The sequence below is a fragment of the Polyangium jinanense genome, assembly GCF_028435365.1.
In genome coordinates, this window is the sequence record NZ_JAGTJJ010000030.1 from 127,695 (window position 1) to 144,204 (window position 16,510).

14 protein-coding genes are annotated in these 16,510 nt (G+C 68.2%); 7 read left to right on the forward strand and 7 right to left on the reverse strand.

Translation table 11 applies throughout. The features are described from left to right. Nucleotides 1-3 precede the first annotated feature (3 nt). Both KEG57_RS34700 and KEG57_RS34705 read right to left on the reverse strand, forming a co-directional pair. Complete coding sequence (locus tag KEG57_RS34700) at nucleotides 4-1,005, reverse strand: GDP-mannose 4,6-dehydratase (protein ID WP_272421658.1); 1,002 nt, start codon at nucleotides 1,003-1,005, stop codon at nucleotides 4-6. Nucleotides 1,006-1,021: 16 nt separating this feature from the next. Next, nucleotides 1,022-1,405 (reverse strand): hypothetical protein, encoded by a 384-nt coding sequence (locus KEG57_RS34705; protein WP_272421657.1) that lies wholly within the window; start codon nucleotides 1,403-1,405, stop codon nucleotides 1,022-1,024. Nucleotides 1,406-1,577: 172 nt separating this feature from the next. Here KEG57_RS34705 and KEG57_RS34710 point away from each other — a divergent pair, with 172 nt between their 5' ends. Continuing rightward, nucleotides 1,578-2,402, forward strand: a complete 825-nt coding sequence (locus tag KEG57_RS34710; RefSeq protein ID WP_272421656.1) for an endonuclease/exonuclease/phosphatase family protein — start codon at nucleotides 1,578-1,580, stop codon at nucleotides 2,400-2,402. Between the two features lie 143 nt (nucleotides 2,403-2,545). Here the strand turns inward: KEG57_RS34710 and KEG57_RS34715 are convergent, their stop codons facing one another. Both KEG57_RS34715 and mazG read right to left on the reverse strand, forming a co-directional pair. After that, complete coding sequence (locus KEG57_RS34715) at nucleotides 2,546-3,331, reverse strand: enoyl-CoA hydratase (protein ID WP_272421655.1); 786 nt, start codon at nucleotides 3,329-3,331, stop codon at nucleotides 2,546-2,548. 5 nt (nucleotides 3,332-3,336) lie between these two features. Next, the gene (mazG, locus tag KEG57_RS34720; protein WP_272459223.1) at nucleotides 3,337-4,182 is read right to left on the reverse strand and encodes a nucleoside triphosphate pyrophosphohydrolase; all 846 of its coding nucleotides are present in this window, start codon (nucleotides 4,180-4,182) and stop codon (nucleotides 3,337-3,339) included. Nucleotides 4,183-4,269: 87 nt separating this feature from the next. Between mazG and KEG57_RS34725 the strand changes: the two genes are divergently transcribed. After that, nucleotides 4,270-5,430: a hypothetical protein gene (locus tag KEG57_RS34725; protein ID WP_272421653.1), complete on the forward strand. Its 1,161-nt coding sequence runs from the start codon at nucleotides 4,270-4,272 to the stop codon at nucleotides 5,428-5,430. A 50-nt stretch (nucleotides 5,431-5,480) separates the two neighbouring features. On the opposite strand, the gene KEG57_RS34730 is transcribed toward KEG57_RS34725, so the two are convergent. Together KEG57_RS34730 and KEG57_RS34735 are read right to left on the reverse strand one after the other, a co-directional pair. Then, nucleotides 5,481-6,119, reverse strand: coding sequence for an FMN-dependent NADH-azoreductase (locus KEG57_RS34730; protein WP_272421652.1), 639 nt, complete (start codon nucleotides 6,117-6,119; stop codon nucleotides 5,481-5,483). Between the two features lie 51 nt (nucleotides 6,120-6,170). Further along, nucleotides 6,171-6,779 (reverse strand): hypothetical protein, encoded by a 609-nt coding sequence (locus tag KEG57_RS34735; protein ID WP_272421651.1) that lies wholly within the window; start codon nucleotides 6,777-6,779, stop codon nucleotides 6,171-6,173. Nucleotides 6,780-6,974: 195 nt separating this feature from the next. On the opposite strand from KEG57_RS34735, the gene rlmN reads away from it, so the two are divergent. The 3 genes from rlmN to KEG57_RS34750 are packed head-to-tail and all read left to right on the forward strand — an operon-like array spanning nucleotide 6,975 to nucleotide 11,425. Then, nucleotides 6,975-8,177, forward strand: a complete 1,203-nt coding sequence (gene rlmN, locus KEG57_RS34740; RefSeq protein WP_272421650.1) for a dual-specificity RNA methyltransferase RlmN — start codon at nucleotides 6,975-6,977, stop codon at nucleotides 8,175-8,177. Between the two features lie 34 nt (nucleotides 8,178-8,211). Next, nucleotides 8,212-9,606, forward strand: a complete 1,395-nt coding sequence (locus KEG57_RS34745) for an acetyl-CoA carboxylase biotin carboxylase subunit (RefSeq protein ID WP_272421648.1) — start codon at nucleotides 8,212-8,214, stop codon at nucleotides 9,604-9,606. A 16-nt stretch (nucleotides 9,607-9,622) separates the two neighbouring features. Further along, a complete protein-coding gene (locus KEG57_RS34750; RefSeq protein WP_272421647.1) occupies nucleotides 9,623-11,425 on the forward strand; it encodes a phospho-sugar mutase in 1,803 nt (600 codons plus the stop codon). Nucleotides 11,426-11,550: 125 nt separating this feature from the next. On the opposite strand, the gene KEG57_RS34755 is transcribed toward KEG57_RS34750, so the two are convergent. Further along, nucleotides 11,551-12,990, reverse strand: a complete 1,440-nt coding sequence (locus KEG57_RS34755; protein WP_272421646.1) for a helix-turn-helix domain-containing protein — start codon at nucleotides 12,988-12,990, stop codon at nucleotides 11,551-11,553. Nucleotides 12,991-13,190: 200 nt separating this feature from the next. On the opposite strand from KEG57_RS34755, the gene aceB reads away from it, so the two are divergent. Both aceB and aceA read left to right on the forward strand, forming a co-directional pair. After that, entirely contained in the window at nucleotides 13,191-14,831 is a 1,641-nt protein-coding gene (gene aceB / locus KEG57_RS34760; RefSeq protein WP_276073344.1) for a malate synthase A, read from the forward strand. 21 nt (nucleotides 14,832-14,852) lie between these two features. Beyond that, entirely contained in the window at nucleotides 14,853-16,139 is a 1,287-nt protein-coding gene (gene aceA / locus KEG57_RS34765; RefSeq protein ID WP_272421645.1) for an isocitrate lyase, read from the forward strand. Nucleotides 16,140-16,510: the final 371 nt, after the last annotated feature.

The following is a 16,510-nucleotide window of genomic DNA, read 5'->3' on the forward strand; positions in this document are numbered from 1 at the left end:
CGATCAGATCGCGTACTCGTCCGGCCGATAATCGGCGATGCGCTCGAGGACGTACGCCCACGTCTTCTGGAGGCCCTCTTCGAGGGTCACGCGCGGCTCGTATCCAACGAGCTCCTTGGCCTTGCGGCAATCGGCAAGCAGGAGCTCGACCTCGCTCGCGTCGGGCCGCACGCGCGCGTCGTCCGTCTCGAGGCGCGCCGGTTTGCCGGAAACCTCGAAGATGAGCTCGGCGAGCTCGCCCATGGAGATCGTCCGGCCGCTGCCCACGTTGATGACTTGCCCGAGGGCGCGATCACTCGCGCCGACGGCGAGGAAGCCCGCCACGGTGTCGTCGACGAAGTTGAGGTCGCGCTTCGGCCGCGTGCTGCCCACGCGCACGACGTCGCGCCCCGCCGCGAGCTGCTTCATCACGCTCGGGATGAACGCGCGCGACGACTGGCGCGGGCCGTACGTGTTGAAGGGGCGGATCGTGGCGACGGGCGTGCCGAACGAGAGGAAATAACTCTCGGCGAGCTTGTCCGCGCCGATCTTCGTGGCCGAGTAGGGCGACTGCCCCGTGAGCGGATGCGCCTCGTCGATCGGCGCATACCGCGCCGATCCGTACGTCTCGCTCGTCGACGTGTGCACGACGCGGGCGCCGTACTCGCGCGCCGCTTCGAGTACGTTCAACGTGCCCGACACGTTCGTCGCCACGTACTGGTGCGGGGCCACGTACGAGTAGGGGATCCCGATCAGCGCGGCGAGGTGGAAGACCACGTCCGCGCCCCGCACGAGCTTGCGCACGCCGGCGGCGTCCTCGACGTTGCCGAGGACGACCTCCACGTGCCCGAGCACGCTCGAGGGGACGCGATCGAGGTGGCCGCGCTGCGAGCTCGACGTGTAGCGGACGAGCGCGCGTACGTTCGCGCCCTCGCGCACGAGGGCCTCCACGAGGTGACTGCCGATGAAGCCCCCCGCGCCGGTCACGACCACGCGCTTGCCTGCGTAAAACGAGCTCGCTTCCATCACGGATCCTGGTTCGTCACTTGACGATGATGTCACCGGCCGGCGCGCCCGCGCCTTCGCTCATGCCCTTCTCGCGGTGCACGCAGAGGCCCTGCTTGCAGTAACTCTCGGGCGTCGGCGAAGCGCACTTGAGCTGAGGCTCCTCGCACTGGCCCTTCTTGTAGTTCGCGGCCATCGGCTTGATCGTGTCGAGCGTCTGACCGTTCACGGGCTTCGCGCAGCCGGGCCACTCGCTCTGCTTGCAGTCGGCGTCGACGTTGCAGTGCTGCGCCTTGTTGAGGAGGTCGAACGCCTCCCCACGGATCTTGTCGCACTCCTTCGGCTCCATCTTGCTCGAACACCCGAGCGACGAGAAAAGGGCCAAGAAGGCCAGGGCTCCCAGGGTCACGACACGCTTCATCGCCTCCGTCCTTTCCGTTCCGAGCGCCTTGCTACCACGGCTCGGCGCGCACGTCTCGGTCGGCCACGGAGGCCGCGCTCGCGCGCGCGCTCGGAGTCCGAAAAAATTACGCCACGCGACGCCCCCTCGGCCGCTCGCCTGAGCCGCCATCGTGGCGTAGCCCGAGAGGAGCATGGAACGGCTGCGCGTCCTCACGCTCAACATCTGGAACAAGAAGGGTCCCTGGGAGCGGCGGCTCGAGCTCATCCGCGAAGGCATCCGCCGCCTCTCACCGGACGTCATCGGGCTGCAAGAGGTCATCTTCTACAACGATCGCACGCAGGCCGACGAGATCCGCGATGGCCTCGGCTACGACGCCGCCTTCGGGATGGCGCACGATCTCGGCGACGGCATGCACTTCGGCAACGCCGTCCTCTCACGCTTCCCGATCGAGAAGCGCATCGTGCACCCGCTGCCCACGGCCGGCGACGAGGAGCGGCGCGCGCTCCTCCACGCGAAGATCCGGACGCCCGCGGGGACGCTTCCGTTTTTCGTGACGCACCTCAACTGGAAGTTCCACGACGGCGTGGCGCGCGAGTCCCAGGTCGTCTCCATCGCCGAGTACGTGATGCACGAGACCCCGATCGGCGCGGATCTTCCGGCCGTGCTCGTAGGCGACTTCAACGCGGTGCCGAACTCGGCCGAGATGCGCTTCTTGCTCGGGCTCCAGTCGCTCGGAGGCAAGAGCGTGCACTTCACCGACTGCTTCGAGCACCTCGGCGCGCCCCCGGGCTACACGTTCGACTCGGAGAAGAACCCCTACGCCGCGCTGACGCACGAGTTCCCGCGGCGCATCGACTACATCCTCGTGCGCGGGCCCGAGCTCGGCACGGGCCGCGGCAAGCCGCTGTCGGCCGAGGTGGTGATGACCGAGAACCACGATGGCGTCGCGGCCTCGGATCATTACGGCGTGTTCGCGGAGATCAACGTGAAGGAGCTGGGCCAGCGGCTGCACTAGCGCCACGATCGGAAGAACGTTCGAGGCGTCTCGCCGGGGTTTCACCCCGGACCCGACCAGGGGCTCTTCGCCCCTGGACCCGAACCAGGGCGCAGCCCTGGACCTCGGGTGCATCGACCGCGATGCGGTCGATGCAAGCAGAATTATTTGCCCTGGAACGAAGGCTCGCGCTTTTCCATCCAGGAAAGCACGCCTTCCATGCAGTCGGCCGACTGCAGGAGCTTCACCTGCCCGGCCTTCTCGCGATCGAGCGCCTCGTCGATGGTGCTGCCGAGGCTCAGACGAACGGCGCGCTTGATCTCGGCGTACGCGAGCGGCGGGCCCTTCGCGAGGCGCCCGGCAAGCTTCATCGTCTCCGCGCGAAGCTCGGCCGCAGGGAGCACGTGGTTCGCGAGGCCAAGCGAGAGCGCGCGATCGGCCGAGATGCGATCACCCGTCAGCATGATCTCCATCGCACGGCCAAGGCCGACGAGGCGCGGCAGCCAGAACGATCCGCCGCCGTCCGGCATGAGCCCGATCTTCACGAAGCGCTCTTCCAGGTACGCATCCTGGCCGAACATCCGGAGCTCACACGCCAGCGCGAGATCGCAGCCGAAGCCCACCGCCGGGCCCTCGACCATCGCGACGAACGGCTTCGGCGCGTTCACGATCGCGCGAATGATCCCGTGGTAGCGATCCATGATCGCGTCGAGGCCGCCCGCGGCCTGCAGGCCACTCATCGCGTTCTTGAGATCGGCGCCCGCGCAGAACGCGCCGCCCGCGCCCGTGAGCACCACCACGCGCACCGACGCGTCTTCGCCCAGCCGCGGCAGCGTCTCGAGGAGCGCGCTGATGAGCTCGGTGTCGAGCGCGTTTTTCGCCCGGGGCCTGTTCAACGTGACGACGGCAACGGGGCCTTCGTGCTCGACCAAGAGGACCTGTTCGGACATGCGCTTTACCTACCCGATTTCTTGGACTCCTCCCAGTAGACGTCGAGCTCCTCAAGCGTGAGGTGATCCTCCCCGCCCGGATCGGGCCAGCCGCCGTGGCGCTCGCGGACGCGGGCTTCGACGTGGTCGAAGCGGCGCGTGAACTTGTCGATCGTGCGGCGCAGCGCGCTCTCGGCGTCCACGTTCACGTGCCGCGCGAGGTTCACCAGCGCGAAGAGCGCGTCCCCGAGCTCCGCCTCGATCGCACCCGTGTCGCCCGTCGCGATGGCCTCGTCGAGCTCGCGGATCTCCTCGGCCACCTTGGCCCGTGATCCCGCGACGTCCGGCCAGTCGAAGCCCACACGCGCGACCTTCTCGCCAATGCGCTGCGCACGCACGAGCGCCGGCAAGCTGCGCGGCACGCCCGACAAGAGCCCCTGATCGGGCTTGTTCGCGCGCTCCTTCGCCTTGATGAGCTCCCAGTTGCGCAAGACCTCGTCCGCGTCCTCGACCGTCGTGTCCGCGAAGACGTGCGGATGCCGCCGCACGAGCTTCTCGCAGATCGCGGCGACCACGTCGTCCGGACCAAACGCGCCCTCCGCACGCCCGAGCTCCGCCTGGAACACGACCTGCAGCAAGAGGTCCCCGAGCTCGCCGCGGAGCTCTTGGCGATCGCCCGCGTCGATCGCGTCGATCACCTCGCACGCCTCTTCGAGCACGTACTTGCGCAGCGTCTCGAACGATTGCTTTCTGTCCCAGGGGCAGCCGTCCGGCGCGAGCAGGCGTTGCATGAGCTCGACGAGGCGAGGGAAGGTCTGACCGCGCTGCTCCTCGAGCGGGGGGACGACGACGGGATCAAAAGGCCTGGCCATGACGAACCCGTAGCACGCGGGGCCCGCGCGGTCCGTTCTCCTCTCCTGTCCTGCCCGCGCGCGCCGAGGCCGGTTACCATGCCGCGCGTGAACGCCTCGCAATCCCCTCCGCCCGCGCCAGCGCGCTCGTGGCGCTGGGCCGTCCTCGCCGTCGTCGTCGCCGCCCAGGCCGCGTTTTTCTACTCCCGCTGCGCCGTGGACGAGCGCCCGACGCCGGACACGTTTGGAATGCCGAACCCGTACCTCGAGCGACCAACCCTCCAGGATCGGGGCATGCTCGGCACGCGCGCGCCTGCGCAGCCCGGGGATCTCGTGGTCTCGCAGGGCAAGGCGCTCATCGCGGGCCTCGCGACCGACGGGGCACGCGTCTACTTCGGCGAGTCGCTCCTCGGGCAGCGGATCCTCGCGGTCCCCGTGGCGGGCGGCGCGGAGACCACGCTTGGATCGGGGGGCATGCCGCTCGACGTCGCGCTCGGCAAGAACGTGCTCGTCGTCGCGGACGCGGGGGGCCTCATGACCGACGGGCAAGGCAAGATCATGGCCTTTCCGCTCGATGGATCGGGCGAGCCACGCGTGCTCGCCTCGAGGCTCGTGCTGCCGAGCGCGGTGGCGGTCTCCGCGACGCACGCGTACTGGGTCGACGGCGGCACCGTGGAGCGCGACTACATGGACGGCTTCGTGGCGTGCGCGCCGCTCGCGGGCGGGGCGCACAAGGTGCTCGCGGCGGGCGAGCGCCAGCCGAGCGGGCTCGCGGTGGACGCGACGCACGTGTACTGGGCGCGGCAAGACGTGAACAAGCAGGGCGAGGTCGTGCGGATGCCGATCGGCGGCGGCCCGATCGAGGTCGTCTCGTATGGCCAGGACCGCGTCAAACGCATCGCGGTCGTCGGGACGAACCTGTACTGGATCTCCGCGAAGGATCTCGATGGGACGCGCGCCGCGGTGCGCAGCGCGCCCGTCAAAGGCGGCCCCGCGTTTGACGTCGCGGTCGCCGACAACCGCATGTGCTCGATGGCGATCGACGGCGAGGCCGTTTACTGGTCGGATCCTGGCGAGGTCGGTGGGGCGGGCGCGAGCACGCGCGGGCGCATCCTGAAGAAGCCCCTCGCGGGCGGTGAGCCGACAGTCCTCGCGAGCGGGCAGGATCGACCGTGTTACGTCGCGGTGGACGCGACGCACGTCTACTTCAGCACGCAGAGCCTGGAGCGGGTGAAGCGGGCGCCGAAGAACCCAGCATCAGTGCCTTGATGCTCCCCTCTCCCGCGAGGGAGAGGGGTTGGGGGTGCGGGAATCGTCCTTCAAAGCGTTTTCGCGAGCTCGGTGGCGCGACCGATGGCCGCCTCGAGCGCCTCTTTCGCGACCTGCGGGCCGCCGAGGCCCATCGGCTCGGCGATCACCTCGTGGAACGGACCGAGGCCCATGAGCCCGAGGATCGTCTTGAGGTACGGCACCTGAAAATCCCACGAAGCGAAGGGCGATCCCGGCGGATACGCGCCGTCGCGCGAGACGAGCAGGACGACGGGGCGCCCGCCGAGCAGGCCCTTGAACTCGCCCTTCTGCACCTCGAACGTGAGGCGCGCCTGCACGACCGCGTCGATCCAGCGCTTGAGCTGCCACGGGATCGAAAGGTTCCACATGGGCGTCGAGAGGACGATCAGGTTCGCCTGGTGGAGCTGATCGGTCCACCGGCTGAGCGCGTTCCAGCGCGTGGCCATCTCCTCGTCGAGGTTGCCCTCGCCGTACAGCATCTCGAACTTGGTCTGGACGTCCCACTCGTCCCAGGCCGGCAGCTTGTCCACGTCGCGCACGATGTCGACCTCGACGCGATGCGCGTCGGGGTTCTTCTCCAGATATGCGCTGAAAAACGCGTTACGAAGCTTGCGCGTCCGCGAGCGCTCGGCTCGCGGAAGCGCGAACAAGTCCAACACGATCCCCATGACGTTTTTCTCTTCCCCTTGTTCGCGAGAGCCGCGAGGCGAGCCCGACGGTCAGGCGACGGCAGCCGCCCACTCGACGTCGAACTCGAGCTGCGACCCTTGCGCGCCCGAGGTGCTCCGGAGGCCTCGCGCGAGGTTACGCACGCCGGCGAGCAGCGGCTCGTTCGACGTGGAGAGCCACGCGCCGCCGATCGCGACCTGCCCGTCGATGTGCACGCGGAAGCTCACCTTCTCGCGCGCGGCCGAGATCTCGAACGTCCCGGCGCCGCGCGTGAGCGCGAAGCGGGCGAGATCCGAGACGGCCGACTGCAGGAGCATGCCTCGGTTCCACTCCATCCCGAGGTAGACGCAGAGGTACCGGACGTAGTTGCGCAGCGTGATCACCGAGATGTCGTCCTTCACGACGATCGTCTTCATCGGTTTCGGCACCGCGCCCATCTCACGGAGCAGCTTGCGCTCGAGCTCGGTGGCCTCTTCCACGCTGAGCTCGCGGAGGTTGCGCACGAGGAAACTGATCAGGCTGGCCTTGCCCTCGGAATCCAGCGCGTCGATGTCCTTCTCGGCACGCGCTCCCAGTACCTCCACAGCGGCGTCGAGGGACGAACCATCGACATACTTCGTCGCCACTCGCCGCGCTGCCTGGGAAAAGCTGACACCCATGGTGACTCCCTAGGTCCGTTCTTTTTCGGGATTCATCCAGGCTACGCCAGATTCCATCACCCGTAAAGCAAACGGGCCCAAGAGTCCGTCCCGGCCGTTTCCGCGGCCGATCCCGACGTTTCGACCCTGTCCTCGCAGCAACTCTTGTTCGCTCCCTTGCCGCTACGTCTCGCGCGCACTAACCACGACGCCATCGTGAAGCCTGCCGCATCCGTTCATCCCATCGCGCGTCTCCCCGAAGAATGGCGCGATGCGCTCACCTCACGCGGCGAGCGGGCCTTCGCGGCCAAGCAGATCTTCGGCTGGATCCACCGTCACGGCGTTGTCGAGCCCGCCGCGATGACAAACGTCTCCGCGCGCCTGCGCGCCTCCCTCGCCGAGGAGGGGCTCGGCTCGATCGCCGAGATCGTGCACGTGCACCGCTCGGCCGACGGCACGCGCAAGCTCGTCGTGCGCTTGAAAGACGGCGCCACGATCGAGACGGTCCTCTTGCCCGCGGTGAGCGGTCCCGGCGCGCGCCCCGAGCCCGAGATCGACGCCGACGCGGCCGTCGCGGACGACGACGAAGAGGAAGACGACGCGGCCACGGAGGAGGCGTTCCGCGGCAAGATCCGCGTGACCCAGTGCATCTCCACGCAGGTCGGCTGCGCGATGGGGTGCGTGTTCTGCGCGAGCGGCGTGGCCGGGTGGAAGCGGCACCTCGGGCCGGAGGAGATCGTCGCGCAGGTCCTGCTTGGACGCGCGCTGCTCGACGAGGGCGAGGCACTGCGGAACGTCGTGTTCATGGGCATGGGCGAGCCGCTGCACAACTACGACGGCACGGCACGCGCGCTCCGGCTTCTCACGCACCCCGACGGGATCGCGCTGTCCACGCGCCGCGTGACCGTCTCGACCTCGGGCCTCGTCCCGGAGATCGAGCGTCTCGGGCGTGATTTCAACGGGCAGATCGCGCTCGCCATCTCGCTCCACGCGGCGGATGACGAGAGCCGCTCGGCGCTGATGCCGATCAACAAGAAGTACCCGATCGCGGAGCTTCTCGCGGCGCTCAAGGCCTACCCGATGCAGCGGCGCCGGCGCATCACCATCGAGTACACGCTCGTGTCCGGGAAAAACGACGACGTCGCCGAGGCGAAGAAGCTCGCGAAGCTACTCCGAGGCGTGCCCGTGAAGATTAATTTGATCCCGATGAACCCCATCGAGGCCTCGACGCTCGGCCCGCCGGAGATGGCGCGCGTCTTCGCGTTCCAGAAGGCCCTCGTGGACGCGGGTTATTCGTGCTTCATCCGGCGCCGGCGCGGCGACGATGTCTCGGCTGCATGCGGTCAGCTCGTGCTGCTCGGCGCGAAGCCGAAGGTCAAAGGATTCAGGAAGTCGGCGTCGTCCATCGACCGCTCTTGACGTCCCGCGGGCACACGCCCAGATCGCTGGGACCGTGTTCGCAAAGATCCTCATCGCCAACCGCGGCGAAATCGCCTGCCGCATCGCCCGCACTTGCAAGCGCCTCGGGATTCCCGTCGTCGCCGTCTACTCGGACGCCGACGCGAACGCCCCGCATGTCCGCATGGCCGACGAAGCCGTGCGGATCGGACCGCCGCCCGTCAAAGACAGCTACCTCTCGATCGAGGCCGTCATCGCAGCGGCCAAGCAAACCGGCGCGCGCGCGATCCACCCCGGCTACGGCCTGCTGAGCGAGAAAGAGGCCTTCTGCCGCGCGGTGAACGACGCCGGCATCGTCTTCATCGGCCCGCGCCCCGAGGCGCTCGACGCCTTCGGCGACAAGATCAAGGCGCGCGAGGTGGCCAAGCGCGTAGGCGTCTCGCCGCCGCCCGGCACGGACGGGCCCATCAGCGCGGACGACGTCGAGTTTGCCACGCGCGAGGCCGAGCGCATCGGCCTGCCGATCCTGGTGAAGGCCGCGGGCGGCGGCGGCGGCATCGGCATGCAGATCGTCGAGGACCTCGGAAAACTCCCGCGCGCCCTCACGGCTTGCTCGGATCGCGGCAAGAGCGCGTTCGGCGACGCGCGCGTCTACCTCGAGCGCTACATGCGCGCGCCCAAGCACATCGAGGTGCAGATCCTGGCCGACACGCATGGCAACGTCGTCGCGCTCGGCGAGCGCGAGTGCAGCGTGCAGCGCCGGCACCAGAAGATCGTGGAGGAGACGCCCTCGCCGGCCCCGTTTTTCCAAGGCGAAGCGGGCGAGGCCAAACGGAAGGATCTCTTCGAGCAGGCCAAACGGATCGTCCGGAGCGTCGGGTACGTCGGCGCGGGCACGGTCGAGTTCGTCGCCTCGGGTGACGGCGAAATTTTCTTCCTCGAGGTCAACGCGCGTCTCCAGGTCGAGCACTGCGTGACCGAGATGGTCTGGGGCATCGACCTCGTGGAGCAGCAGATCCGCGTCGCCGCCGGTGAGCGCCTCGCGCCCGAGGTGCTCGCGGCCGAGGGGCGAGGGCATTCGATCGAGGCGCGCGTCTACGCCGAGGATCCCGCGAAAAAGTTCGCCCCGCAGCCCGGCCGCATCGAAAAGCTCGTCTGGGCCCCGGCCGGCGGGGATCTGCGGATCGAGACCGGGGTCGAGGAGGGCTCGGAGGTCACGCCCTTCTACGATCCGATGATCGCCAAGATCGTCGCGTCCGGCCGGAGCCGCGCCGAGGCGATCGCCCGGCTCGACGAGGCGCTCGCCCAGACCACGCTCGATCTCGTGGGCCCCGCCGGTCCGGCCGCGACGAACCTCCGGTTCCTCCGCCAGGTCCTTGTATCGGAGGCCTTCGTGGGCGGACGGTACGACACGCTCTTCGCGGAGGCGCTCGCGAAAGAGAAGCGGTGATACATTTCTCCGCACGATGACCGACCTTCTCGAACGCGCCCGAAGCTGGATCGAAGCCGACCCCGATCCCGAGACCCGCAAAGAGCTCACGCACCTCGTCGAGGTCGCTTCCTCCGCCGCCGATCCGGCGCAGAGGGCGAGCGCCTCGAGGGATCTCGCCGAGCGCTTCGCGGGGCCGCTCGAGTTCGGCACGGCGGGGCTGCGAGGCATCATCGGCGCGGGCGAGACCCGTATGAACCGCGCGGTCGTTCTGCGGACGACGGCCGGGCTCGCGCGGTACCTGCTCGCGACGGACGAGGCCGCTGCGCGCGCGCGTGGGGTCGTGATCGGCTACGACGGCCGGCGGATGAGCCGCGAGTTCGCCGAGGACACCGCGTGTGCCTTCGCCGCGGCCGGCATCCCGGCGATCCTCTCGCCGATCCCCTGCCCCACGCCCGTCACGGCGTACGCGGTGCAGGCGCTCGGGGCCGTGGCCGGCGTGATGATCACGGCCAGCCACAACCCGCCCGAGTACAACGGCTACAAGGTCTACTGGGGCAACGGCGCGCAGATCATCCCGCCGCACGACAAGGGCATCGCGGCCGCGATCGACGCCTCGCCGGCGGCGAAGGACGTGCCCCGGTCGGACCTCGACGCGGCCCGCGCGAAGGGGCTCGTTCGTTCGTTCCCAAATGATCTCGACGATCGATACCTCGCCGCGATCGCCGCGCTCTCGGTGCGGGGCGACGGCGATCGATCGCTCTCGATCGTGTACACGCCGCTGCATGGTGTGGGGAACCGGCTCGTGCGGGCGGCGCTCGCGGCCGCGGGGTTTTCCCGGGTCACGACCGTGCCCGAGCAAGCGGAGCCGGACGGCGCGTTCCCGACCGTGGCCTTCCCGAATCCCGAGGAGAAGGGCGCGATGGATCTCTCCTTCGCGCTCGCCGCGCGCGAGGGTGCGACGATCGTCCTCGCGAACGATCCCGACGTCGATCGCCTCGCCGTCGCCGTGCGTCGACCCGAGGGCGGATACGTACAGCTCACGGGCAACCAGGTCGGCACGCTGCTCGGCCATTATCTGCTCACGCGCACGCCGGCTTGTCTCTCGGATGACGTGCCTGTCGAGGACGCCGGCAAGAAGCTCGTGATCGCGTCGATCGTCTCGTCGCCCATGCTCGGCGCGATCGCGCGCGCGCTCGGGGTCCGGTACGAGGAGACGTTGACCGGCTTCAAGTGGATCGCGAACCGCGCGATGGATCTCGAACGCGCGGAGGGCGCGGCGTTCGTCTTCGGGTACGAGGAGGCGCTCGGGTACACGGTGGGCACGCTGGTGCGCGACAAGGACGGCATCGGCGCGGCGCTGCTCTTCGCCGAGCTCGCGAGCGTCATCCAGGCTGGCGGCAAGAGCCTGCTCGACGAGCTCGAGGCCCTCTCGCGTCGGTATGGCCTCTACGCGAGCGGCCAGCGCTCCGTGACGCTGCCCGGCACCGAGGGCCTCGCGCAGATCCAGGCCGCGATGGATCGGCTGCGCGCCTCGAAGCCCTCGCGCGTCGGCGCTCTCGCCGTGCTCGCGCTCGCCGATTTCCAGGCGCAGATCCGCACGCTCCCGGATGGCCGCACCGAACCGCTCACGCTCCCGAAGAGCAACATGATCGCGCTGGATCTCGAGGGCGGCAGCCGCATCATCGCGCGGCCGAGCGGGACCGAGCCGAAGATCAAATTCTACTTCGACATCCGCGAGCCCATGACACCGGGCGAGGCCATCGCCGCGGCCGAGAGCCGCGCCAAGACGCGCATGACCGAGCTTGAAAAAGCGCTCTCCGCGATCGTAGGCATCTAAGAGACCCTTGCATCGACCGCATCGCGGCCTTTGCACCCTCGGTCCAGGCCGTGCCTGGTCCGGGTCCAGGGGTGGACAACCCCTGGTCGGGCCCGGGGTGAAACCCCGGCGCTACGCAGCGAAACTCATCGCTTCGGCGTGGGCCCGAAAAAGCTCACGCCACGCATGTTCTCGTCGATGCGGAGCGGGTGCTGCATCGGCGGGAAGACCCGCTGCTCGCAATCGTGGTGCTCGCAGAGCCTGCATGTCACGCCTACCGGCACGAGCGCCTCGTTGCTCTCCACGTCGACGCCGTCCGAATAGACGAGCTCTCGCGCGAACCTTGCCTCGCAGCCGATGCTCACGGAGAGCATCGAGTGCGGCGCGTGGTAGCCGCCGCGATCGTTGCGCACGGTCCTGGCGACGCAGAAATACCTCGTCCCGTCGGTCATGCGGGAGAGCTGCACCCGGATCATCCCTGGCGTCAGGAATGCCGTATGAACGGCCCAGCGCGGGCAGGCGCCGTTGAAGCGCGCGAAGCGGATGCCCGAGCCGCTGAAGCGCTTGGAGATGTTGCCGGCGATGTCGATGCGCAAGAAGTGGAAGGGCACGCCCTCCGCGCCCGGCCTGCGCAAGGTGGTCAGGCGGTGGCAGACCTGCTCGAAGCTCGTGCCGAAGCGATGCGCCAGGAGCTCGATGTCGTAGCGCTCGGCGCGCGCGGCCCCGTGAAACGGCACGTACGGCATGAGCAGCGCGGCCGCGAAGTAATTGGCGAGCGCCACGCGGGCGAGCGCGCGTGATTCGGGCGTCGAGAGACCGCTCTCGCTTTCGAGCAGTTTGTCGATGGCGTCGCTTGCCGAGAGCAGACCGATCTGGTGGGCGAGCTGGAAGCGCCGGCTGCGTGGGGGCAAGAGCTCGGACAGGCTGAGGCGCCGCGCCTCGGGATCGTAGCGGCGCATGGCCTTGCGTTCGTCGGCGACGTGCAGCAGGCGTACCTCGGCGTCGTGCTCCTTTTCGAGGTAACGCACGAGCGAACGGTAGACGTCGTCGGATTCGAGCTTGCCGCGGGCACGGACTTCGTCGGCGGCGTCCTCGAGCGTGGGGAAGTAATTCATGTGCCGCTGGAGCAGGTCGCTGACCTCTTCCGTCGGCAATCGCGTGGGCTCCACGCCGGCCACGCCCTCGCCGCCCTCGAGCCGCTCGGAGAGTGTTTCGGCGGATTCTCGGGTATCGCGATAGGCGCGATACAGCGCGAGCACGGCCTTTGCGAGCGTGGGAGAGCTTCCGGCGAGCTCTTTGAGATCGCCTGTTGTCACGCCGTGGTTGTCGAAGAGCGGATCGCCGAACGCCTCACGTAGATCCGAGACGATCGAGGCATCACCGCCCGTCCCGAACGTGGACAGGTCGAGCTCGAAGAGCTGCGCCAGCTTGATGAGCATGGGCGCCGTGAGCGGGCGCCGGTTGTTCTCGATCAGGTTGAGGTAGCTCGGCGAGATCCCCAGCCGCTCGGCGAGTTGCCCTTGCGTCATGTTCTCGCGTCGACGCAGCGCCCTCACCTTTCCGCCCAGCATTGTATTTTCGGCCATAGCGCAAAGCAGCGGAGCTCTTGCAGTTTGCTACATGACTCGCAAGGGAGTTTACAACATTTACAACTGTGACTGCAAGTCAAACGAGAGAACCATACATACGTAACACCCTGAATTTGTTTCGTTCATTGACGACAGATGGCAAACACCAAATAGTTCGTATGTCACGACGCGCAGCGTTGGACGCGGAGCGTTGAGCCATGCAAGGAACCTCCTCTCCCGTCACGATCCTCGGTCCGAGAACCCCCTCGCAGGGCGATGTGCTCACGCCCGAGGCGCTTCAGTTCGTGGCCGACCTCACGCGCGTCTTCCGCGGGCGCCTCGACGCGCTCCTCGCCCGACGAGCCGAGCGGCGCGCGCACTTTCTCGCCGGCGAGCGCCCCGATTTCCTCGAAGAGACGGCCGAGCTCCGCGCCGCGAATTGGTCCGTCGCAGCCATCCCCGACGAACTCCAGGACCGACGCGTCGAGATCACCGGCCCCGTCGACCGGAAGATGATCATCAATGCCCTGAACTCCGGCGCGAACGTGTTCATGGCCGATTTCGAGGACGCGACGTCGCCGACATTCGCGAACCTCGTCGAAGGGCAAAAAAATCTGGCCGACGCCGTGCGGGGATCGATCGGGTACGTCGATCCCACATCGGGCAAGTCGTACACGCTCGGCGAGCGCACGGCCGTCCTCTTCGTTCGTCCTCGGGGCTTGCATCTGCCGGAGAAGCACATGCTCGTGGACGGCTTGCCCGTGCCCGGGTCGCTCTTCGATTTCGGCCTGTACTTCTTTCACAACGCGCGCGCCCTCGTGGAGCGCGGCAAGCGCCCCTATTTCTACCTGCCGAAGCTCGAGAGCCACCTCGAGGCGCGCCTCTGGAACGACGTCTTTCTGCGCGCACAGGCCGAGCTGGATCTGCCGCCCGGCACTCTCCGCGCCACCGTGCTCATCGAGACGCTGCCCGCTGCGTTCGAGATGGACGAGATCCTCTACGAGCTGCGCGAGCACTCGGCCGGGCTGAACTGCGGCCGCTGGGACTACATCTTCAGCTTCATCAAAAAGCTCGGCACGGACCCGGCATTCATCCTGCCAGACCGTGGTCTCGTCACGATGGATCGTCCGTTCCTGAAGGCCTACACGGACCTCGTCGTCAAGACGTGCCACCGCCGCGGCGCACACGCGATGGGCGGAATGGCCGCGCAGATCCCGATCAAAGGCGACGAAGCGCGTGGTCGCGCCGCCCTGGACAAGGTTCGAGCGGACAAACTCCGCGAGGTGCACGCCGGCCACGACGGTACGTGGGTCGCGCACCCGGGGCTCGTGCCGATCGCGCGGCAGATCTTCGACGCGCACATGGACGGTCCGAACCAGATCGACGTGAAGCGCGAGGATGTGAACGTTCTCGCCGAGGATCTCTTGCGTGTCCCCGACGGCCCGCGCACCGAGGCGGGGCTCCGGCACAACATCAAGGTCGGCATCCTCTACATCGAGGCGTGGCTGCGCGGCATTGGATGCGTGCCGCTCTACGACCTCATGGAGGACGCCGCGACAGCCGAGATCTGCCGCGCGCAGGTGTGGCAGTGGCAGCACCACGGCGTGTCCGTCGAGGGCGAGCCGCTCGATCACGCGCGGCTCGTCCGGACGATCGACGAGACGATGGAAGAGCTCGCAAAGGAGCGCGGGGCCGAGGCATTCGCCCACGGGCGCTTCGAGGAGGCGCGCGAGCTCTTCACCACGCTCACCACGTCGGACGAGCTCGAAGAGTTCCTCACGCTGCCCGCGTACGAACGTCTCCTCGCCCTTTCATCCACGTCCGCGGGGGAAACCGAGAAGGCGCCCGTCGCCGCATGAACCGCTGAAGGAGAGAGTCGCATGTCCGTCGCGTATCCGCTTCCCATCCGCACCGCTGCCGTTTCCGAGAGCGGCCTCGTGCCGAACCGCTTTCAAGGCATCGTCCGCCCGTACACGGAGGCCGACGTGGAGCGGCTGCGTGGCTCGTTCCACATCGAGCACACGATCGCGAAGCTCGGCGCGCAGCGGCTCTGGGAGCTCCTGCACAGCGAGGACTACGTGGCGGCGCTCGGCGCGATGACGGGCAACCAGGCGATGCAGCAGGTGCGCGCGGGGCTGAAAGCGATCTACCTGAGCGGCTGGCAGGTCGCGGCGGACGCAAACCTCGCGGGCGAGATGTACCCGGATCAGAGCCTCTACCCGGCAAACAGCGTCCCTAGCGTGGTGCGCCGGATCAACCAGGCCCTGCTCCGCGCCGATCAGATCGATCACGCCGAGGGCAAGCGCGAGCGGCACTGGCTCGCGCCAATCGTCGCGGACGCGGAGGCGGGCTTCGGCGGTCCACTGAACGCGTTCGAGCTGATGAAGGGGATGATCGAGGCGGGCGCGTCGGGCGTGCACTTCGAGGACCAGCTCGCGTCGGAGAAGAAGTGCGGCCACATGGGCGGTAAGGTGCTCGTGCCGACGAGCCAGTTCATCCGGACGCTCGTGGCGGCACGGCTCGCCTCCGACGTGATGGGCGTGCCGACGATCCTCGTGGCCCGCACGGACGCCGACAGCGCGAAGCTGCTCACGAGCGACGTGGATCCTCGGGATCGCCCGTTCCTCACGGGCCAGCGCACGCCCGAGGGTTTCTTCCAGTTCAAGGGCGGCCTCGACGCGGCGATCGCACGCGCGCTCGCCTACGCGCCGTACGCGGACATGCTCTGGTGCGAGACGAGCACGCCGGACCTCGAAGAAGCGCGCAAGTTCGCCGAGGGTGTCCATGGAAAATTCCCGGGCAAACTGCTCGCGTACAACTGCTCGCCGTCGTTCAACTGGAAGAAGAACCTCGACGATCTGACGATCGCGAAGTTCCAGCGCGAGCTCGGGGCCATGGGCTACAAGTTCCAGTTCGTCACGCTTGCCGGCTTTCACGCGCTGAATCACGGGATGTACGAGCTCGCCCGCGAGTACAAGGTGCGCGGCATGAGCGCGTACTCAGAGCTGCAGCAGGCCGAGTTCGCCGCAGAGAAGTCCGGCTACACGGCCACGCGCCACCAGCGCGAGGTGGGCACGGGCTATTTCGATCAGGTCGCGCAGGTGGTCTCCGGCGGCCTCGCCTCGACGCTCGCGCTGAACGAGTCAACCGAGGCCCACCAGTTCTAGGCTCTCGGCAGCGTAGCGCCGGGGTTTCACCCCGGACCCCGACCAGGGGTTGTCCACCCCTGGACCCGGGGCCTGCGCAAGCGCTGGACCCGGGGTCGATGAACTGCGCTGCGCGCAGTTCATCGAACAGGCCGTGGCAAGACCAGCGACGAGCTTGCCAGCCAAGACCGCGGCGTTGATGTGTCTGCTCGACGAGGTGGCAGCGCTGCTGTCTCAGCAGGCAACGCCGCTCGTGGTCTTGCCCCGGGCCCGTCGGATAAACCGCGCATCGCGCGGTTTATCCGCCTTCGGTCCAGGCCGTGCCTGGTCCGGGGTGCAGGGGGCGGACAGCCCCCTGCTGGGGTGCGGGGCAACGCCCCGCGCACGCGCCC

Excerpts from the sequence above, each read along its gene's own strand:
- KEG57_RS34700 (WP_272421658.1), bottom strand. The coding sequence starts at position 1,005 with ATGGAAGCGAGCTCGTTTTACGCAGGCAAGCGCGTGGTCGTGACCGGC.
- KEG57_RS34705 (WP_272421657.1), bottom strand. The coding sequence starts at position 1,405 with ATGAAGCGTGTCGTGACCCTGGGAGCCCTGGCCTTCTTGGCCCTTTTC.
- KEG57_RS34710 (WP_272421656.1), top strand. The coding sequence starts at position 1,578 with ATGGAACGGCTGCGCGTCCTCACGCTCAACATCTGGAACAAGAAGGGT.
- KEG57_RS34715 (WP_272421655.1), bottom strand. The coding sequence starts at position 3,331 with ATGTCCGAACAGGTCCTCTTGGTCGAGCACGAAGGCCCCGTTGCCGTC.
- mazG (WP_272459223.1), bottom strand. The coding sequence starts at position 4,182 with ATGGCCAGGCCTTTTGATCCCGTCGTCGTCCCCCCGCTCGAGGAGCAG.
- KEG57_RS34730 (WP_272421652.1), bottom strand. The coding sequence starts at position 6,119 with ATGGGGATCGTGTTGGACTTGTTCGCGCTTCCGCGAGCCGAGCGCTCG.
- KEG57_RS34735 (WP_272421651.1), bottom strand. The coding sequence starts at position 6,779 with ATGGGTGTCAGCTTTTCCCAGGCAGCGCGGCGAGTGGCGACGAAGTAT.
- KEG57_RS34750 (WP_272421647.1), top strand. The coding sequence starts at position 9,623 with ATGACCGACCTTCTCGAACGCGCCCGAAGCTGGATCGAAGCCGACCCC.
- KEG57_RS34755 (WP_272421646.1), bottom strand. The coding sequence starts at position 12,990 with ATGGCCGAAAATACAATGCTGGGCGGAAAGGTGAGGGCGCTGCGTCGA.
- aceB (WP_276073344.1), top strand. The coding sequence starts at position 13,191 with ATGCAAGGAACCTCCTCTCCCGTCACGATCCTCGGTCCGAGAACCCCC.
- aceA (WP_272421645.1), top strand. The coding sequence starts at position 14,853 with ATGTCCGTCGCGTATCCGCTTCCCATCCGCACCGCTGCCGTTTCCGAG.